This is a genomic window from Massilia genomosp. 1 (assembly GCF_011682185.1).
Taxonomy (GTDB): Bacteria; Pseudomonadota; Gammaproteobacteria; order Burkholderiales; family Burkholderiaceae_D; genus Telluria_A; species Telluria_A rubra.
In genome coordinates this window covers 15,298-30,507 of sequence record NZ_WHJF01000087.1, presented here as the reverse complement: position 1 = coordinate 30,507, position 15,210 = coordinate 15,298, and the positions used below count along the sequence as shown (strand labels likewise).

The 15,210-nt window shown below is 66.0% G+C and carries 18 protein-coding genes; 10 read left to right on the top strand and 8 right to left on the bottom strand.

What is annotated here, in order from left to right; translation table 11 throughout:
• A partial coding sequence (locus F1735_RS25260; RefSeq protein WP_187364354.1) for a transposase occupies positions 1-147 on the top strand: 147 nt, incomplete at its 5' end.
• Positions 148-462: 315 nt separating this feature from the next.
• Here F1735_RS25260 and F1735_RS25255 read toward each other — a convergent pair.
• Positions 463-1,893, bottom strand: coding sequence for an FAD-binding oxidoreductase (locus F1735_RS25255; protein ID WP_167239497.1), 1,431 nt, complete (start codon positions 1,891-1,893; stop codon positions 463-465).
• 120 nt (positions 1,894-2,013) lie between these two features.
• Here F1735_RS25255 and F1735_RS25250 point away from each other — a divergent pair, with 120 nt between their 5' ends.
• A complete protein-coding gene (locus F1735_RS25250) occupies positions 2,014-3,387 on the top strand; it encodes a hypothetical protein (protein ID WP_167239496.1) in 1,374 nt (457 codons plus the stop codon).
• A gap of 57 nt (positions 3,388-3,444) precedes the next feature.
• Positions 3,445-4,794: a hypothetical protein gene (locus F1735_RS25245; RefSeq protein WP_167239495.1), complete on the top strand. Its 1,350-nt coding sequence runs from the start codon at positions 3,445-3,447 to the stop codon at positions 4,792-4,794.
• A gap of 10 nt (positions 4,795-4,804) precedes the next feature.
• On the opposite strand, the gene F1735_RS25240 is transcribed toward F1735_RS25245, so the two are convergent.
• On the bottom strand, positions 4,805-5,359 hold the full coding sequence (locus tag F1735_RS25240) for a hypothetical protein (RefSeq protein ID WP_222853069.1): 555 nt from the start codon (positions 5,357-5,359) through the stop codon (positions 4,805-4,807).
• 40 nt (positions 5,360-5,399) lie between these two features.
• Between F1735_RS25240 and F1735_RS25235 the strand changes: the two genes are divergently transcribed.
• Both F1735_RS25235 and F1735_RS25230 read left to right on the top strand, forming a co-directional pair.
• Positions 5,400-6,263: an alpha/beta hydrolase gene (locus tag F1735_RS25235; protein WP_167239493.1), complete on the top strand. Its 864-nt coding sequence runs from the start codon at positions 5,400-5,402 to the stop codon at positions 6,261-6,263.
• A 36-nt stretch (positions 6,264-6,299) separates the two neighbouring features.
• Positions 6,300-6,935: a hypothetical protein gene (locus F1735_RS25230; RefSeq protein ID WP_167239492.1), complete on the top strand. Its 636-nt coding sequence runs from the start codon at positions 6,300-6,302 to the stop codon at positions 6,933-6,935.
• Between the two features lie 25 nt (positions 6,936-6,960).
• On the opposite strand, the gene ubiG is transcribed toward F1735_RS25230, so the two are convergent.
• Complete coding sequence (gene ubiG / locus F1735_RS25225) at positions 6,961-7,683, bottom strand: bifunctional 2-polyprenyl-6-hydroxyphenol methylase/3-demethylubiquinol 3-O-methyltransferase UbiG (RefSeq protein ID WP_167239491.1); 723 nt, start codon at positions 7,681-7,683, stop codon at positions 6,961-6,963.
• Between the two features lie 33 nt (positions 7,684-7,716).
• A complete protein-coding gene (locus tag F1735_RS25220) occupies positions 7,717-8,094 on the bottom strand; it encodes a thiol-disulfide oxidoreductase DCC family protein (RefSeq protein WP_167239490.1) in 378 nt (125 codons plus the stop codon).
• Between the two features lie 130 nt (positions 8,095-8,224).
• Here F1735_RS25220 and F1735_RS25215 point away from each other — a divergent pair, with 130 nt between their 5' ends.
• The 5 genes from F1735_RS25215 to F1735_RS25195 all read left to right on the top strand — a co-directional run bounded on the left by F1735_RS25215 (position 8,225) and on the right by F1735_RS25195 (position 11,909).
• A complete protein-coding gene (locus tag F1735_RS25215; protein ID WP_167239489.1) occupies positions 8,225-8,542 on the top strand; it encodes a metalloregulator ArsR/SmtB family transcription factor in 318 nt (105 codons plus the stop codon).
• 94 nt (positions 8,543-8,636) lie between these two features.
• Complete coding sequence (locus F1735_RS25210) at positions 8,637-10,088, top strand: radical SAM protein (RefSeq protein WP_167239488.1); 1,452 nt, start codon at positions 8,637-8,639, stop codon at positions 10,086-10,088.
• Positions 10,085-10,249, top strand: a complete 165-nt coding sequence (locus tag F1735_RS25205) for a hypothetical protein (protein WP_167239487.1) — start codon at positions 10,085-10,087, stop codon at positions 10,247-10,249. Before F1735_RS25210 ends, F1735_RS25205 begins: the two co-directional genes overlap by 4 nt.
• Entirely contained in the window at positions 10,246-10,908 is a 663-nt protein-coding gene (locus tag F1735_RS25200) for a zinc dependent phospholipase C family protein (protein ID WP_167239486.1), read from the top strand. Before F1735_RS25205 ends, F1735_RS25200 begins: the two co-directional genes overlap by 4 nt.
• Positions 10,905-11,909: a lysylphosphatidylglycerol synthase transmembrane domain-containing protein gene (locus F1735_RS25195; protein ID WP_167239485.1), complete on the top strand. Its 1,005-nt coding sequence runs from the start codon at positions 10,905-10,907 to the stop codon at positions 11,907-11,909. Before F1735_RS25200 ends, F1735_RS25195 begins: the two co-directional genes overlap by 4 nt.
• Here F1735_RS25195 and F1735_RS25190 read toward each other — a convergent pair.
• Genes F1735_RS25190 through F1735_RS25175 form a run of 4 tightly spaced genes read right to left on the bottom strand, consistent with a single transcriptional unit; the run spans position 11,902 to position 15,198 of the window.
• On the bottom strand, positions 11,902-12,438 hold the full coding sequence (locus tag F1735_RS25190) for a hypothetical protein (protein ID WP_167239484.1): 537 nt from the start codon (positions 12,436-12,438) through the stop codon (positions 11,902-11,904). The two genes, F1735_RS25195 and F1735_RS25190, sit on opposite strands and share 8 nt — an antisense overlap.
• Positions 12,435-13,136: an SDR family NAD(P)-dependent oxidoreductase gene (locus F1735_RS25185; RefSeq protein WP_167239483.1), complete on the bottom strand. Its 702-nt coding sequence runs from the start codon at positions 13,134-13,136 to the stop codon at positions 12,435-12,437. Before F1735_RS25185 ends, F1735_RS25190 begins: the two co-directional genes overlap by 4 nt.
• Positions 13,133-14,431 (bottom strand): aspartate aminotransferase family protein, encoded by a 1,299-nt coding sequence (locus F1735_RS25180; RefSeq protein ID WP_167239482.1) that lies wholly within the window; start codon positions 14,429-14,431, stop codon positions 13,133-13,135. The genes F1735_RS25185 and F1735_RS25180 overlap by 4 nt, the downstream gene beginning before the upstream one ends.
• A complete protein-coding gene (locus F1735_RS25175; protein WP_167239481.1) occupies positions 14,431-15,198 on the bottom strand; it encodes an SDR family NAD(P)-dependent oxidoreductase in 768 nt (255 codons plus the stop codon). The genes F1735_RS25180 and F1735_RS25175 overlap by 1 nt, the downstream gene beginning before the upstream one ends.
• Between the last annotated feature and the right edge of the window lie 12 nt (positions 15,199-15,210).

Here is a 15,210-nt window from a genome sequence, read left to right as displayed (position 1 = left end):
ATGATTCGGAAGAAGAACTATCCGAGCATCCGCAAGAAGCTTTGGGGCGGCGCGCTATGGTCGCCTTCCTGCTTTGCCGGTAGCTGCGGCGGTGCGCCTATCGCCGTTATCCGGCAGTACATCGAACAGCAGCAGACGCCGCACTAGACGCACCAAACCGGACGGTTGCGCCGTCCGCGCTCTTGACCCCACCCTGAAGGGCGAGGTTTGCCGCGCAACCGATCAAGGAAACCGTTACCGCCTCGGCCAGCTACCAAGCCGAGAAGTACGGTACGGTGTCGGCCTGCATGACGCTGACAGTGCCAACGCCGAAACGGAACCCATGCCCGGGCCCGATGACACTGGTGCTGGAAAGCGTGTACTGGACAGACCTGAGCATCACCGACGTGACCAATAAGGTCACAGCGGCCGCGTATCCGTCGAAGCAGTCGGTCAACTACGGCTCCTGCCCTGCCCTGCCAATTAGGTAAGCGCTTGCGGCGTCTCGCCAGCCGCGCCGAACAGGTCGCGGTAGTGGCGATACCAGTTGCTCTGGAACCGCTGATGCGGGTCGAGACGCCTTTTCCACTCCAAAAATTCGCCGAACGCCGGATGGCAGGCCCGCACCTGGCGCAGGCTGGCCGCTGCCGCATAGGTCAGGTAATAGCTGCCGCCGCGCGCCATGGCCAGGTCGATCAGGCGCCGGAAGGTCTCGTTGGTCGCCTCGATGGCGTGCGCCGCATGCGCCGTGTGCAGGTTGAAGATGACGCAGGCGTAGTCCTGGCGCGCCCAAGGCAGGAAGCTTTCGCGGTCGGCTTCGATCAGGCGGATGGTTCCGTAGATCAGGTCCACGCCATGCTGGCGAAAGTCGGCCGCGGCCTCGCGCATGAAGTCGCACAGGCGCTCGCGCGGCACGTACAGCTCGCCGATCATCTCCGAACCGCAGTGTCCCAGCTTTTCGTCGATGGCGCGGTGGTAGCCGTCCGGGTAGGTGCTTTGCTGGAGCCGGTCGCTCCAGGCCACCTGGCCGTCGGTCGACAGGTAGTGCGCGGCGTACTGCGCAAAGGCGTCCGTCTTGTGGGTGTGGGCCAGTTCCAGCAGGCCGCGCCAGTCCTGTTCCGACAAGTCCTTGCCGGCCGCGCCGAGCGGCGTCGCATCGTCCACCGGCAGGTAGCACGAGAACACGCCGCGCTGCAGGAAGTCGCTGCTGGCCGGGTCGATCGCGAACTGAAAGTCGCCGTAGACGTAGCCGGCATCGATGCGCTGCCCGAAGGCCGCCGGCAAGTCATCGAGGCCGATCACGCTCACGTCCCTTCGCATCTTGCGCCGCGGCGCCAGGCGCAAGGTGACGCTGGCGATCACGCCGAACAGGCCATAGCCGCCAATGGCCAGGTTGAACAACAAGGGGTGGCGCTGGCGGCTGCAATGGTGCAGAGTGCCCTGGGCATCGACCAGCTTGAACGCTTCGACGTCGGCAATGAAGGGCGCCATGCGCAAGCCGCGCCCATGCACGTTGGCCGACAGGCAGCCGCCCAGAGTGAGCGCGTCGGCGCCGGTCTGCTTCTGGCGGATGCTCCAGCCGTGGGATTTTCCTGGCGGCGCCGCGTGCAGATAGTCGATCAAGGCCGGCCACTGCATGCCGCCCTCCACTTCGATCAGGCCGTTGACGTCGTCGAAGTCGAGCACGCGGTTCATGTGGCGCATGTCGAGCAGCAGGGCCGCTTCGCCGAACTGCTGCCCGCCCATCGCATGGCGCGCGCCGCAAATGGCCACCGGCAGATTGTGCTCGGCGGCGTGGGCGATTGCCGCGCTGATGCCGGCCACGTTGCGCGGAGCGATAATATCCGCCACGCGGGTGGCGTTCAGACCGGAATGGACATCGTTCACTAATGGGAAGTCGTTGGAATGGTTCATGGCGGGTTCTCTGGGAAGGCGACCGAATGATTATTGCAGCGGGGAGCACGCAGGCCAACCGCTTCCGTTCGGGTGCCGCCCGACGCTACCAAAGGTAGCGCCGCGTGGGCGCCGCGTACAATGAAGGCACGCGTGTTGAAATTTTTGGAGTCACCTATTCAATCGAGCAAACTCTCCCGCGAGGCATTCGCCATCGCCCTCCGGCATGGACGCGGCTCGGTCGTGATGCACTTGCGCGAGCACGGCATGGACGGCGTCGAGGATCTGGTGCTGGCAGCCTGCCTTACAGAGCAGTGCCTGGACAGCCAGTGCGAGGGCAGCCGCGCCCCGTGGACGTACAGCCTGTTCAAGGGCACGCCGGCCTACCCGCGCTTCGTCGATGCGATCGTGGCGGCGATCCCCCACAGCCTGCGTGATACCGATGGCGACCACCTGCGCGCACTGGCAGGACTGATGGCCCGCGATGGCGACGCGCAGGCTGCGGACGCACTGCGCAGCTTCGTCTGGGCGCAGGACTTCTCCGGCATGCACATTATCGGCGCCGCCGAACTGACGGCAATCGACGGCATGCCTGCCGTGGTCGAAATGGCGCGTCGCCTGGGAACGGTTATCCAGCAGGACCCCGAGGCGTCTGTCGATCTGCTGGGAAATTTGATCGACGATTCCCTTCCGATTGAAACCGTCGTGGCAGAGCTGAAGCGGGTTGCCGCCGGCAACGCGGCGGTAGCGGCGTATGTCGCCAACAAAGATGAAGGCGACGCCATCTACGCCAGGTGGGACTATTCGTATGCCGCACGTCAGGCCGGTGCGTGGAAGCGTCACCAGAGGTTCATGCACAGAAACCCGGTTGAGGTCATCCTGGCGGCGGCCTCCTGCAAGTCGAGCGGCCGTTACCAGTTCCAGGAGTTCGGCCGGCTGGCGAGCAAGGAGGACCTGGACCGCGTGCTCGACCATCTGCAGCTCGAAAGCGACCCGCAAGCATGCGAAAACTTGCTGCTTGTATTCTCCAGCGGCACACTGTCCCACCTGGACGACCGTGTATGGGAACTCGCCAACCACAGCTCGCCCGGCGTACGCCAAGCGGCGGAAACGGCAATGTCTTGCCTCAGCGATCCGCGTCTGCGCGAACTGGCGCGGCAACGCGTTGGCGATCCTGTATTTTCGTTCAAATCTGCGTGGGAGCTCCAACGATTCGACCTAAATTTCGAGCCAGGCGATGAAACGCTGATCCAGGCCGCGCTGGAACGCCAGTCGGTCGACGGGGAAGATGCGTACAAACTTTGCTACTACGCCGTGCAGCTATGCACCGAAGCCAGGTCGCCAGCGCTGGCCGGGGTGGCGCTATGGGTTTACCGTACCAGTCCCTGCACCATTTGCCGCCGCCATGCCGTCGAGATGCTGCTGGAATGGGACTGCCTGCCCGCCCACATCGCAGCCGAATGCCGCTACGACGCCTCGGACGAACTGCGCGCGCTGATGCAAAAAGCATCCTGACACCCGCCTTGCCGGCAGCCGCGCGTGGCTTACAATGCACGCTCCCCTGTTGACCTTTTGGAGTACACCATTCAATCGACCGAACTCTCGCGCGAGGCATTCGCGATCGCCCTACGACATGGGCGCGGCTCCGTCGTGATGCACTTGCGCGATCACGGCATGGATGGCGTAGAAGACCTGGTGCTGGCCGCCTGCCTCGAAGACCAGTGCTTCGACCGTCAGTGCGAGGGCAGCCGCGCCGAGTGGATGTACGGCCTGTTCAAGGGAACGCCAGCATACCCGCGTTTCGTCGGGCCGATCCTGGCGGCGCTGGCCGACAATGCGGATGACCGCGATGGCGACCAGTTGCGCGAACTGGCCAGCCTGATGGGCCGCAATGGCGACCTTCAGGCCGCATCCGCCTTGCGCAACTTCGTCTGGGCGCAAACCTTTTCCGCCGCCACCGTTCTCGGCGCCACTGACATCTGCGCCCTCGACGGCATTCCCGCCGTGCTTGAGATGGCGCGGCGCCTTGGAAGGGTCGTCCAGCAAGACCCCGATGCGTGGGTCGATACGGTCGATCGTTTGATTGACCACACGCCCCCCTTCGACACCGTGTTCGCTGAACTGAAACGGGTGGCGGCTGGCGACGAGGCAGTCGCCGCCTACGTCGCCAGGGAGGAAGCACGGATCGCCAGCGATACCGCGCACGACCGGTCGCACGAAAGCCAGGCTGCGCGCGACAAGCGACGCGGCGAGGAGCTCATGAACCAGAACCCGTGCGACGCCATCCTCGCTGCCGCCACACGCAAGTCGGCCGGACGCGGGCTTTTTCTGCTGTTCGGCCGCTGGGCAGGCGAGGAAGACTTGATCCGCATCCTCGACCATCTGCGTGTTGAACCCGATCCCAAAGTTTCCGAAAAGCTGTTGTGGATATTCAGACGGGCGACGCTGCCGTACCTCGACGAACACGTATGGGAACTAGCCAGCCACAGTGCAAGCGACGTGCGCAACGCGGCTGTCATGGCGCTGTCGAACCTCAGCGACCCGCGCGTGTACGCACTGGGTCGTGAACGTCTCGCCGATCCGCGGTTTTCGAGCGAATTTTCCGAGGAACTCGCGCAATTCAAGAACAATTTTCAGCCAGGCGATGAAACGCTGATCCTGGCCGCCCTCGAACGCCAGTCGGTCGACGGCGACGAAGCGCATGCCCTCGGAAGCAGCGCGGTCGACCTCTGCACCAGCGCCAGGTCGCCAGCGCTGGCCGGGGTAGCGCAATGGGTCTATCGCACCAATCCGTGCAGCATTTGCCGCCGCCAGGCCGTGGAAATGCTGATGGAATGGGACCGCCTGCCCGCCCACATCGCGGCCGAGTGCCGCTACGACGCATCGGAAGACCTGCGCGCGCTGGTCGGCGCAACTCCTTGATGCCCGCAGCCTAAAGGAGGCCGCTCCCTGGCAGGTCCCGCTGTGACACGCGAGCCAACCATGCGCCAGCCGCCGCCAGAACGAGGCCGCTGACGCCCAGCATGAGCGCACCATTGTTGGGCCACCAGGTGGCAGCCGATACGAGCAAACTATAAAAGGCGCTGGTAAACACCATCTGCAGGCGCCCGCGCTCCATAACGAGCATCATTGCGCCGATATACATATTGATGCATCCGATCGCCGTGGTCACCAAAAAGAGGCATGACACAATGCTCTTGCTGGCCAGCGTAAGGTAGTAGCTGGGATTGTGCATCAACGCCACCAGGACCAACAGCAAGTGGGCCGCGAAGAACGCCGCGAGCGCATACGACAGGCTGCGCAGGCGCGTATTGACCCGCCGCGCCGGTAGCGGCGCATTGGGCGCGTGAGGATTGTCCGGTGTCGTCATCGTCGCTCGCTGGCATAGCTTTGTCCAAACACCGAGTATGCGGGCAAACAGCGCCGCTGTACATACCGGCAGGCTGACGCACACCACCGATGTCATCGTCGGCGCCTGAACCGGCATACAATCATCATCTTCTGCGTCATGGTCAACAAACCGGATAATGCTACTTAATCAAGCGCTCATCCGCTTCCCGGCACGGCTGTTCATGCTTTCGCTGGCCGGACTGCTAAGCGCGTGCGCCGGCGTCGATCCGGCCCGGCGCTTGCAGCAGGCCGACGCGCTGGCCACTGCGGTGCGCTGGCAACGCCATTCGGTCCAGGCGGGCGATTTCGCCCTCACCGTCTACCGTCCTGCGTCAATGGCGGCGACAACGCTGACCGTGTACCTGGAAGGCGATGGCCTGGCGTGGCTGAGCGCCACCGCCGTCTCGCCCGATCCCACGCCGGTACATCCGGTGGCGCTGCAACTGGCGCTGCGCCATCCGCATGGCGCGGTGGCGTATCTGGCGCGGCCATGCCAGTTCCAGGGGCCTACCCTGCCCGCCGCCTGCCGCAGCGCGCTGTGGACCGATGCGCGCTACGGTCCCGAGGTGATCGACAGCATGAACGGCGCGCTCGACCAGTTGATGCGGCACGCCGGCGCGCGGCGCCTGGTGTTGGTGGGCTATTCCGGCGGCGGCGCCGTGGCCGCGCTGCTGGCCGCGCGTCGCGCCGACGTGGCCCTGCTGCTGACGGTCGCCGCCAATCTCGATACCGTGGAATGGGCACGTCTGCAGCATCTGTCGCCACTGGCCGCCTCCTTCAATCCGGCCGACCACGCCGCGCGGCTGGCACGCGTTCCGCAGCAGCACTGGGTGGGTGCCGGTGACGATGTGGTGCCGCCGGCCGTGCTGGCGGCCTACGCGGCGCGCTTCCCGGCTGCGGCGCGCCCGCCCGTCACGGTGGTGGCGGGCTTCGGCCATGCCTGCTGCTGGCAAGCCCACTGGACGGACATGGTGACGCCATTCCTGCCGCCCGGCGAATGACGCTGCGCGCTGTTTACCTTACGGGATACCAACTCATTGAACTCCACCAAACTGCAATTCAAGGCGGCACTGGCCGCGCGGCTCGGCGAACCGAGTTCCGATATCGCGCTGCTCAAGCCACTCAAGAACGGTATCAAGATGCTGGACAAGGAAACGAAACAGCAGCTCGGCGAGCTGACGTTCGACTACCTGCGCAACGCCGGCGGCGTGTATGTGGCATGCGAGATCACCGGCGGCGTCGTGCATGAGGTGCTGGCCGGCCTGGCACTGCCTTACGACAGCAATCTGCTCGATTGCGCCACCATGAACTTCAATTCATTGTCGGAAGAACGCAAGGAATTCAGTCACGATATCGGCGGCGTGGTGCGGGTGCATGACGGCATGGATATCGACAGGACCTGCGGCGAGATCATCGAACGCCTGGCCAAATGGCATATTCCCAAGATGGAGCGCCTGCTCGCCATCAGCGAGGGCTTGATCGAGGACGTTCTCGCCTATCCGGATCATTACGCCTATCCGCTGCCGCTCATCGCCATTTGCCTGATCAGGAACGGCTGCCAGGATATCGATGCCGCCCTGGCGCCGTACGCGCGCAACAAGCGCATTACACGCCACCGTCACCTGGACTTTCTGGCGGCACTGAAACAACACCCGCTTCTGGCCAAAGGCTGAAGCGAGGGAGGTAGCGCATGATGGCTTACGCGGCCTTTTGCATGGCAAGCAGATAACCGACGCCCATGAACCGGTGCAGGCGAAAGCGCTGGGTCAGCGGGTTGTAGCCAAGGCCGCGCTGGTCGGCCAGCACCAGGCCGGCGTTGCGCGCCATGCCGGTCAGCTCCGCCGGCTTGATCAGGCGGCTGTATTGATGCGTTCCGACCGGCAGGATGCGCAGCACATATTCCACACCGACGATCGCCATCAGGTAACTGAGCGGGTTGCGGTTGATCGTCGAAAAGAACACCCAGCCGCCCGGCTTGACCAGCGCCGCGCAGGCCTCGATCACCGCCGCCGGTTGCGGCACGTGCTCCAGCATCTCCATGCACGTGACCACGTCGTACTGCGCCGCGTGCCCGTCCGCCCATGCCTCGGCGCTGCTGTAGGCATAGTTCACATCGACCCGCTGGCCCTGCGCATGCCAGCGCGCGATCTGCAAAGGCTTCTCGGCCAGGTCGATGCCGGTGACACTGGCGCCGCGGCGCGCCATCGATTCGGCCAGGATGCCGCCGCCGCAGCCGACATCGAGCACCTGCCTGGCAGCCAGGGAGCACAGCGAATCGATCCAGTCCAGCCGGTGCGGGTTGATGCGGTGCAGCGGCTTGAACTCGGACTGTTCATCCCACCAGCGCGTGGCGAGATTGTCAAAGCGCGCCAGTTCGGCCGGGTCGGCGTTCGGGTGAAGCCCGCAAGTCGGTGTGTGCATGGTCGTGCTCCGTAAAGTGATCTTAATGAGGGATTACCAGTTGCCGCGCCAGCGGTTCCAGCGATACAGCAGGCGCGCGAGAACCTTGTACAGCGGCCCTGCCAGCCAGTGCATCGAGCGCACCAGGCGCGCCAGCGGCCGCTGCCCCGGCGTGGCCGCCCACAGCGCGGCAAAGGCCTGGGCGCCGACCAGCATGCGCCCGCTGGCGTCGCGCACATGCAGGCGCTCGCGCAGCGCTTCGATATCGATCCCCAGCTGCGCGGCCAGTTCGGGTTCGGCGTGTACATCGCGCCACTCGATGGCGCAGCCCTGCATGCGTTCACGCTGGCCGCGTATGCCGGCGTCGCACACCGGACAGGCGCTGTTGTAGTAGACGACAGCCTCGGTGGCCGCTGGCTCGGGAGTTGGCATGGCGTTCTCGCAATCGGAAAGTGGGTTGGTGCGGCCATTATGCACCATATTTAGCCAACTAGCTAATTACCTAATTAGGAAAGCATGGTGTATCATGGCGTTTTACCGTCCACCAGGCGCACTGCATATCATGGATCAAATCTTCGCCGCCCTGGCCTCGACCCCACGCCGCAAAATCCTGGCCTACCTGTCCGAAACGGAGCTGTCGGCCGGCGAGATCGCGGCGCGCTTCGAGATGACCAAGCCATCGTTGTCGAAGCACCTGCGCATTCTCGAATCGGCAGGCCTGATCGCCGGCGACAAGCGCGGGCAATTCGTGTTCTACCGCCTGCAGGGCGACAACCTGGCCAATACGCTGGCCTCGTTCATGCAGGCGGTATGCCCGGTCTCGCAAGAACTCAAGCACGAAAGCCGCGCGCTGGCGCGCAAGAAGGCGCCCAAGGAGTAAACCGTCCGCGATCGGCCGCTATGCGATTGACGCCGTTGCCATTACAATCACAGCACATCTCCGGATTGGTCCGGCATTTGCCAAGTGGATCTCAATGAGCGACGAACTGGTACGCGCAACGACAAGCCTGTGTTCGACCTGCAAACGCAGTGTGGACGCCACCATCTGGCGCAGCGAGGGCCGCGTGGTCATGCGCAAGCGCTGCCCCCTGCACGGCGCCGAAGAAGTCGTCGTCTCCTCCAACGCCTCCTGGTACGACGCCATGATGAACGAGGCGCCGGTGCTCACGCCGCCCACGGACGCCGCGCCGGCCAGCCAGGGCTGCCCGTTCGACTGCGGCCCCTGCACCAGCCACGAACAGCAGGTCCTGCTGCCGATCGTGCCGATCACCTCGGCCTGCAATCTCGATTGCCCGATCTGCTACACGCACAACCGCAACGAAGGCGCCTTCCACATGTCGCAAGACCAGCTGCGCGCCATTCTCGGGCACATGCGGCGGGCAGACCCGAGCAACCGCATGATCAACCTGACCGGGGGCGAACCGACCCAGCATCCCGACTTCGAGCGGCTGGTGGAACTGTGCCACGCCGAAGGCATCAACCGCATCACCATTTCCACCCACGGCCTGCGTTTTCTCAAGGATGAATGGCTGCTCGAACGGCTGGCCGCGCTGGACGCGCGCATCGTGCTGTCGTTCGACTCGTTCACGCCGGGGACCAATATCGACATGTTGGGCGGGAATTTTTACCAGGCGAAGATGCGGGTGCTGGCCCTGCTCGAAAAATACAAGGTCGACACCACCCTGCTGCCGGTGCTGGCACGCGGCAGCAACGACCATGAAGTGGGTGCGTTCGTGAAGCTGGCGCTGGAAAAGGACTTCATCCGCAGCGTCGAACTGCACACGATGACCTTCACCGGCCAGGGCGGCGCGCGTTTCGACCGGCGCGGCCGCTACACCACCTACGACGTGCTGGCCGACCTGGAACAGCAGACCGGCGGCGCGCTGCGCATCAGCGACTTCGTGCCATCGCCATCGAGTCATCCGATGTGCTACCTGATCACCTACATGCTGCGCCTGGACGACGGCCGCTGGCTGCCGTTCACCCGCTTCATGGAACGCGCCGACCTGCGCGCGCTGCTGACCGGCACGCTGTACCTGGAACCGACGCCGCAGGTGGAACTGCGCCTGCAGGACGTCATCACGCGCCTGTGGGCCGGCGAGATGGAAAGCCCCGACAGCGACATGATCCTGGCCACCCTCAAGGGCCTGCTGGCGCGCATGTTCGCGCCCGGCCTGTCGACCGAGCAGCGCATGCGCATCGGCGAACAGTGTTCGAAAGCGATCTATGTACACTCGCACATGGATGAAGAAACCTTCGACACCGACCGTATTCGCCAGTGCTGCGTGGGCATCCGCGAGCCGGACGGGCGCAACGTGCCTTCCTGCGCCTACAACATCCTGTATCGCGACCGCGACACGCGCTTTTCGGTGGCGCCCGGCGCACCGGTGGCCACCCTGGGCAGCGGCCGGCTGAGCGTCGCATGAACGACCGGCACGACATCTTGCGCGCGCTCGACCTGCCGGAAGAAGCCATTCCCCAGTTCCTGGCGCACGTCGCGCAGTTCTGCCAGGACCACGGCGGCCAGCGCCGGTATGGCGAGCTGCTTGCCCTGCTGGCGCGCTACCAGGCGGAAGTCGATCCGTGAGATACAACGGCTTGCAGCTGGTGATCGGCCTGGCCGTGGGTAAGCTCGACGACCCCTGGTTCAACCGTTTCCACGATGCGCTGGTGCTGGGCGCGATCCGCGAAGACATCACCTGGATGCCGCGCCGCCGGAAAATCCGGGAGCACTGGTCGCTCAGCCACTTTTCGGGCCGCCATCTCGGTGGCGGCTTCATTCCCTTCCTGACGGCGAGCGCCCCGGCCAAGGCGCAGGAGTATGTCGAGCGCGCGGTGACGGCATGGCGCGCCGGCCAGCACGCGCGCGCCTTTGTGCAACTGGGGATGGCCTCGCACCTGGTGATCGACATGGCCTGCCCGGTCCACGCCAGCCGCGTGGCGCACCTGACCGACGGCTACGAGTGGTACGTCGAAGCCAACGGTGCGCGCCTGGCGGCGCTGCCCTTCGACGTGCCGCGCCAGTACGCCAGCGCGCATGACGCGGCCGCCGGCCTGGCCGCATTCACGCGGCGCTTCGCGCCCGACCGCACCAACCACCACTGGGGGCGCCTGCTCAAGCGGCTCGGCCTGCGCCGCTCGCTCACGCGCGCCGAATTCGCCGCCCAGGCCGACCACATCATCCCCACCGCCGCCGGCCACCTGGCGGCGGTCTACCTGACCTTCATCGAAGCGACCCGCTCTTGAAAAAAATCCTGTTTGCCGTGTTGTTCGCGCTGACCGTCTATCTGACCGTGCGATTTTTCTCGCATGCCAGCGGCGCCAGCCTCGGTGGCGTGCTGGCCCTGATCGGCACCATTACCCTGCCCTTGTGGCTCGGCCTTGCCGCCCTGACCTGCCTGTTCTATATGCTGGACTGGATCCGCCTGCGCAGCATGCTGGCGGTGCTCGGCCATCCGCTGCGCTTTGCACAAGGCCTGCGCCTGACATGCGTGAGCTACTTCGTCACCAGCATCACGCCCAGCGCCGAACTGCACACCCCGGCCATGATGTTCGTGCTCGGGCGCCAGGGCGTGCCGATACCGCATGCGCTGGCGGCGTCGGTCAGCAAGAGCATTTACATGACCTTGTGGATTTGCCTCGTCTCGTGCCTCACGCTCACCTTCGGCCACGCCATTCCCCTGCCGGCGCCCTTGCAGGTCGGCCTGCCGCTGCTGACCGCCCCGCTGCTGGGCATCGCGCTGCTGCTGGCGCTGATGGCGTTTTTTCCGGGACCGGTGATGCGCTGGACCGAACGGCGCGCCGGCGCCATGAAAGATGGCGGCCTGTGGCAAAAGACGCTGCTCGGTATCGGCCAGAGCGCGCACGCCATTTCCGCCATCGGCAAGTCGACCGATGTGCAGCATCTGGTGTGCCACCTGGCGTCGGTGGTCTTTTTGCTGACCTACGTGGCGATCGGGTCGCTGCTGGCCACCCACTTCGGCTTTACGCTGACCTGGCTGCAAGCGCTGACCATTTTTTCGACCAGCCTGATGATCGCCTACCTGGCCCCGGTGCCGGGCGCGATCGGCGTGGCCGAGGTGGCGACCAGCTACATGCTCGATGCCGCGCTCACGCCGCAGGGCATGGCGGTGGCGGTGACCTTGCGCGTGCTGTGCTGGTACCTGGTGGCCGTTCCCGGCGCGCTGGTGCTGGCGCGCGAGTTCCGCCTGGCGGGCGCGTGGAAGCTGCCCAAGGTGTTCAGCTAGCGGTGGTTCGCATGGCACGGTTCCAGAGCCAGCGCGCCGCATGCAACTGCGCCAGCATCAGCACCAGGTTCAACGCCCGTATCGGCCAGCCCGACGGAAGCAAGCCCGCCAGCGGGTCCCAAGGGCGAAACGCCAGGTTGACGTTCATGCTGTCGGGCGTACACGCCTGGCTGAGCGCAACGAGCAGCTGGTAAATCGCCAGCGCGACCCACGGAACGGCAGCCGGGATGCGCTTGCCGCGCCACGCCAGCGCCCCCAGCACCGGCGCCGACGCATGCAGCAGGAACGAGGCGGGCGAGGTATGGCCGCCGGCCGCCACATGCAGCACGTAGGCCGGCAAGGCGATGGCGCCCTGGCACAGCAAGCCTGTAACGATCAGCGGCGCGGCATTGGCGACCAGGCCCAGCGCCAGCATGGTGCTGGTCACATGGCACATCCACAGCAGTTCGGGCGCCAGCCCGTCCTGCGTCTTCTGCACCGCCAGGATGACAAGCAACAGCATCAGATAGATGCCGCCGGCGCGCTTCATCCCAGTCCGCCCGTGAGCGGGAACTGGGCGCCGTTCAGGTAGGTGTTTTCCAGCGCGAGCCAGCGCAGGCCGCGCGCGGCCTCGACACAGGTGCCGGTGCGCCCGAGCGCGGAATAGCGGCGGTACGATTCGCGCAGCTTCGGGTCGAGCGCCGCCGCAATGCCGCCATCGAGCACGCCCACCACAGCCAGGTTCACCAGGATGCCCTTGGGGCCGAGCTCCTTGGCCAGCGCCAGGGTCAGGCCCCACAAGGCGGCCTGGCTGGCCGCGTAATGGGCGGGCGCGGGAACCGGCTGCAAGCCGTCCAGGGCGGCGACCAGCACCAGCGCACCGCGCAGGCCGCGCCGCGCCATCTGCTGCGCGCACAGCAGCGCGGCGCGTCCATGCACCGCATGCACCGCGTCCCACGACGCCGCCGTCAGCGCGCCCAGCAAGGCGATCGGCGCCACGCCGGCGCAGTGGACCACCACCTCGGGCAGGCGGCCGTCGCGCGCGAGCGCATCGAACAGCAGCTCGACCGCGTCGGCCTGTTCGAAATCGGCCGCGTAGGCCGCGCAACCGAGTTCGTCGCCGATGGCGGCGGCAAGCGCGGCGCGCCGGCAGTACGTAAACACCACATCGGCGCCGCTGCGTTTCAGTTCGCGCAGCAGGGCCGAGCCGAGGGCGCCGCTGCCGCCCAGTACAAGTACGCGTTTCATTGAAGTTCCCACAGGAAGTCGAGCGCCTCGCGCAGCGCACGCACGCACGCCAGCAGTTCGTCGTCGGATATCGTAAACGATGGCTGCACGCGCAGCACCTGCCACGCGTGGCCGCAAATCTGCGAGATGTAGCCGGCCTTGTACAGCCGATGCACCAGCAGCATGCCGATGGCCGGCTGCGCCGCCAGTTCGGGCACGCCAAGGTAGTCGAACTGGTAGCAAGGATGGTCCGGCGCTTCCAGCTCGACGCCCAGCATCAGGCCTTCGCCGCGGATCGCCTTGACCAATGGCGACGGCATGACGAAGTCGTCCAGCGCCGTGCGCAGCAAGCGGCCCTTGCGTTCCACATCGGCCAGCATGGCGTCGTCCAGCAGGTCGAGCGCAGCCAGGCCGGCCACGCAAGCGAGCGCGTTGCCGCTGAAGGTGGACGCATGCGCCTCGGCCAACGCGAACTTGCCGTACACGCCGTCAAAAATCGGGCGCCGCGTAAGCATCACCGACAGCGGCATCAAGCCGCCGCCCAGCGCTTTGCCGAGGGTGACCACGTCGGGCCGGCGCGGCCAGTCCTGGCTCGACAAAAAGCGCCCGGTGCGTCCAAGGCCGGTCTGGATTTCGTCGGCCACCAGCAGCACGCCGCGCTCGCCCGTGCCGTGGCACAGGCGCGCCAGGTACGCGGCATCGGGCAGGCGCACGCCGGCTTCGACCTGGATCGGTTCGAGCACGATGGCGGCAAGCGACGGATCGGCCAGCGCGTCGTCGAGCGCCTGCATGTCGCCGAACGGCAGCGCGTCGACCATCGGCAAGTGCGGGCCGAAAATGTCGCGGTAAGGGCCGGCCTGCATCATCGCCACGCTGCCGAAGGTACAGCCGTGGTAGGCGCCCTCGATGCAAACGATGCGCGGCCTGCCGCTGGCGCCGCGCACCAGCTTGAGTGCCGCCTCGACCGCCTCGGCGCCGCCGTTGGCGAAAAACGCCGCGTCGTAGCCGGTGCGCTGGTGCAGTCGGCTGGCCAGCAACCCGGCGTAGGGGCTGATGCCCGATGGGTAGAACGACGGCGCGCGGCCACGCAGGAACTCCATCAGCGCCGCCTCGATCGCTGGCGGGCGATGGCCGAACGCCTGCGTGCCCCAGCCGGCCAGCAGGTCGATGTACGGTTTGCCGCCGCTGTCGATCAGGTGGCCGTGCTCCACGCGTTCGAGCAGATAGGGTTCGCTGCAAAGGCGCGCGCGCATCGATACCAGCGGGTTCACAAACGCGCGAAAATCGTCGTAGCCCTGGTGCAGCAGTGCGTCCATCACAAGCCTCCGTCGAAGGTCAGGCGCGCGCCGCTCATGAAGCTGTTTTCATCCGACACCAGCCAGGTGACCAAAGCGGCGGTTTCCTCGAGCGTGGCGGTGCGCCCCAGCGGGCAGTGCGTGGTGTAGTCGTCCAGCCGGTACTGGGGCGCCTGCTGGCCCATGCCCGCTTCCAGCAAGCCGGCCGACAGGTCGTTGACGGCAATCCCGTAGCGCCCCACCTCCTTGGCCAGCGCGCGCGTGAAGCCCTGCAGGCCGGCCTTGGCCGCCGCGTAATGCACGGGCGATTCGACGATGCGCTCGCCGGCAATCGAGCCGATATTGAGGATGCTCCCTTTCTTGGCCCGCAGCATGGGCCGCAGCGCGGCGCGCGAGAAGATGTACGCGCCCTTCAGGCAGGTATCGAGCACCAGGTCCCAGTCGTCTTCTTCCAGCAAGGCGATCGGCAGCACCTGCATTACGCCGGCGTTGTTGACGAGGATGTCGAGCCCCTCCCACTCGGCCACGATGGCGTTGACGGTGTTCCTGGCGTGGGCCGCATCGGTGACCGATCCCTTGAACACCAGCGGCTCGGCGCCCAGCTCGCGCAGCATGGCGCGGGTGACTTCGACCTGTTCGTCGTCTTTGATGTATGTGAATGCCACGCGCGCGCCGGCGGCGGCGAAGGCCAGGCAGATGGCGCGGCCCAGGTTGCGCGAGCCGCCGGTTACCAGGCAGCGTTTTCCCGCCAGCCGCAATGGCGGCGCAGGGGTGTCGGAGTCGATCACAGGGTGTTCCGT

Coding starts and splice junctions, on each gene's coding strand:
- F1735_RS25235 (WP_167239493.1), top strand. CDS start 5,400: ATGCTACTTAATCAAGCGCTCATCCGCTTCCCGGCACGGCTGTTCATG.
- F1735_RS25215 (WP_167239489.1), top strand. CDS start 8,225: ATGGATCAAATCTTCGCCGCCCTGGCCTCGACCCCACGCCGCAAAATC.
- F1735_RS25255 (WP_167239497.1), bottom strand. CDS start 1,893: ATGAACCATTCCAACGACTTCCCATTAGTGAACGATGTCCATTCCGGT.
- F1735_RS25180 (WP_167239482.1), bottom strand. CDS start 14,431: ATGGACGCACTGCTGCACCAGGGCTACGACGATTTTCGCGCGTTTGTG.
- F1735_RS25240 (WP_222853069.1), bottom strand. CDS start 5,359: ATGCCGGTTCAGGCGCCGACGATGACATCGGTGGTGTGCGTCAGCCTG.
- F1735_RS25190 (WP_167239484.1), bottom strand. CDS start 12,438: ATGAAGCGCGCCGGCGGCATCTATCTGATGCTGTTGCTTGTCATCCTG.
- F1735_RS25220 (WP_167239490.1), bottom strand. CDS start 8,094: ATGCCAACTCCCGAGCCAGCGGCCACCGAGGCTGTCGTCTACTACAAC.
- F1735_RS25185 (WP_167239483.1), bottom strand. CDS start 13,136: ATGAAACGCGTACTTGTACTGGGCGGCAGCGGCGCCCTCGGCTCGGCC.
- F1735_RS25205 (WP_167239487.1), top strand. CDS start 10,085: ATGAACGACCGGCACGACATCTTGCGCGCGCTCGACCTGCCGGAAGAA.
- ubiG (WP_167239491.1), bottom strand. CDS start 7,683: ATGCACACACCGACTTGCGGGCTTCACCCGAACGCCGACCCGGCCGAA.
- F1735_RS25210 (WP_167239488.1), top strand. CDS start 8,637: ATGAGCGACGAACTGGTACGCGCAACGACAAGCCTGTGTTCGACCTGC.
- F1735_RS25250 (WP_167239496.1), top strand. CDS start 2,014: ATGAAGGCACGCGTGTTGAAATTTTTGGAGTCACCTATTCAATCGAGC.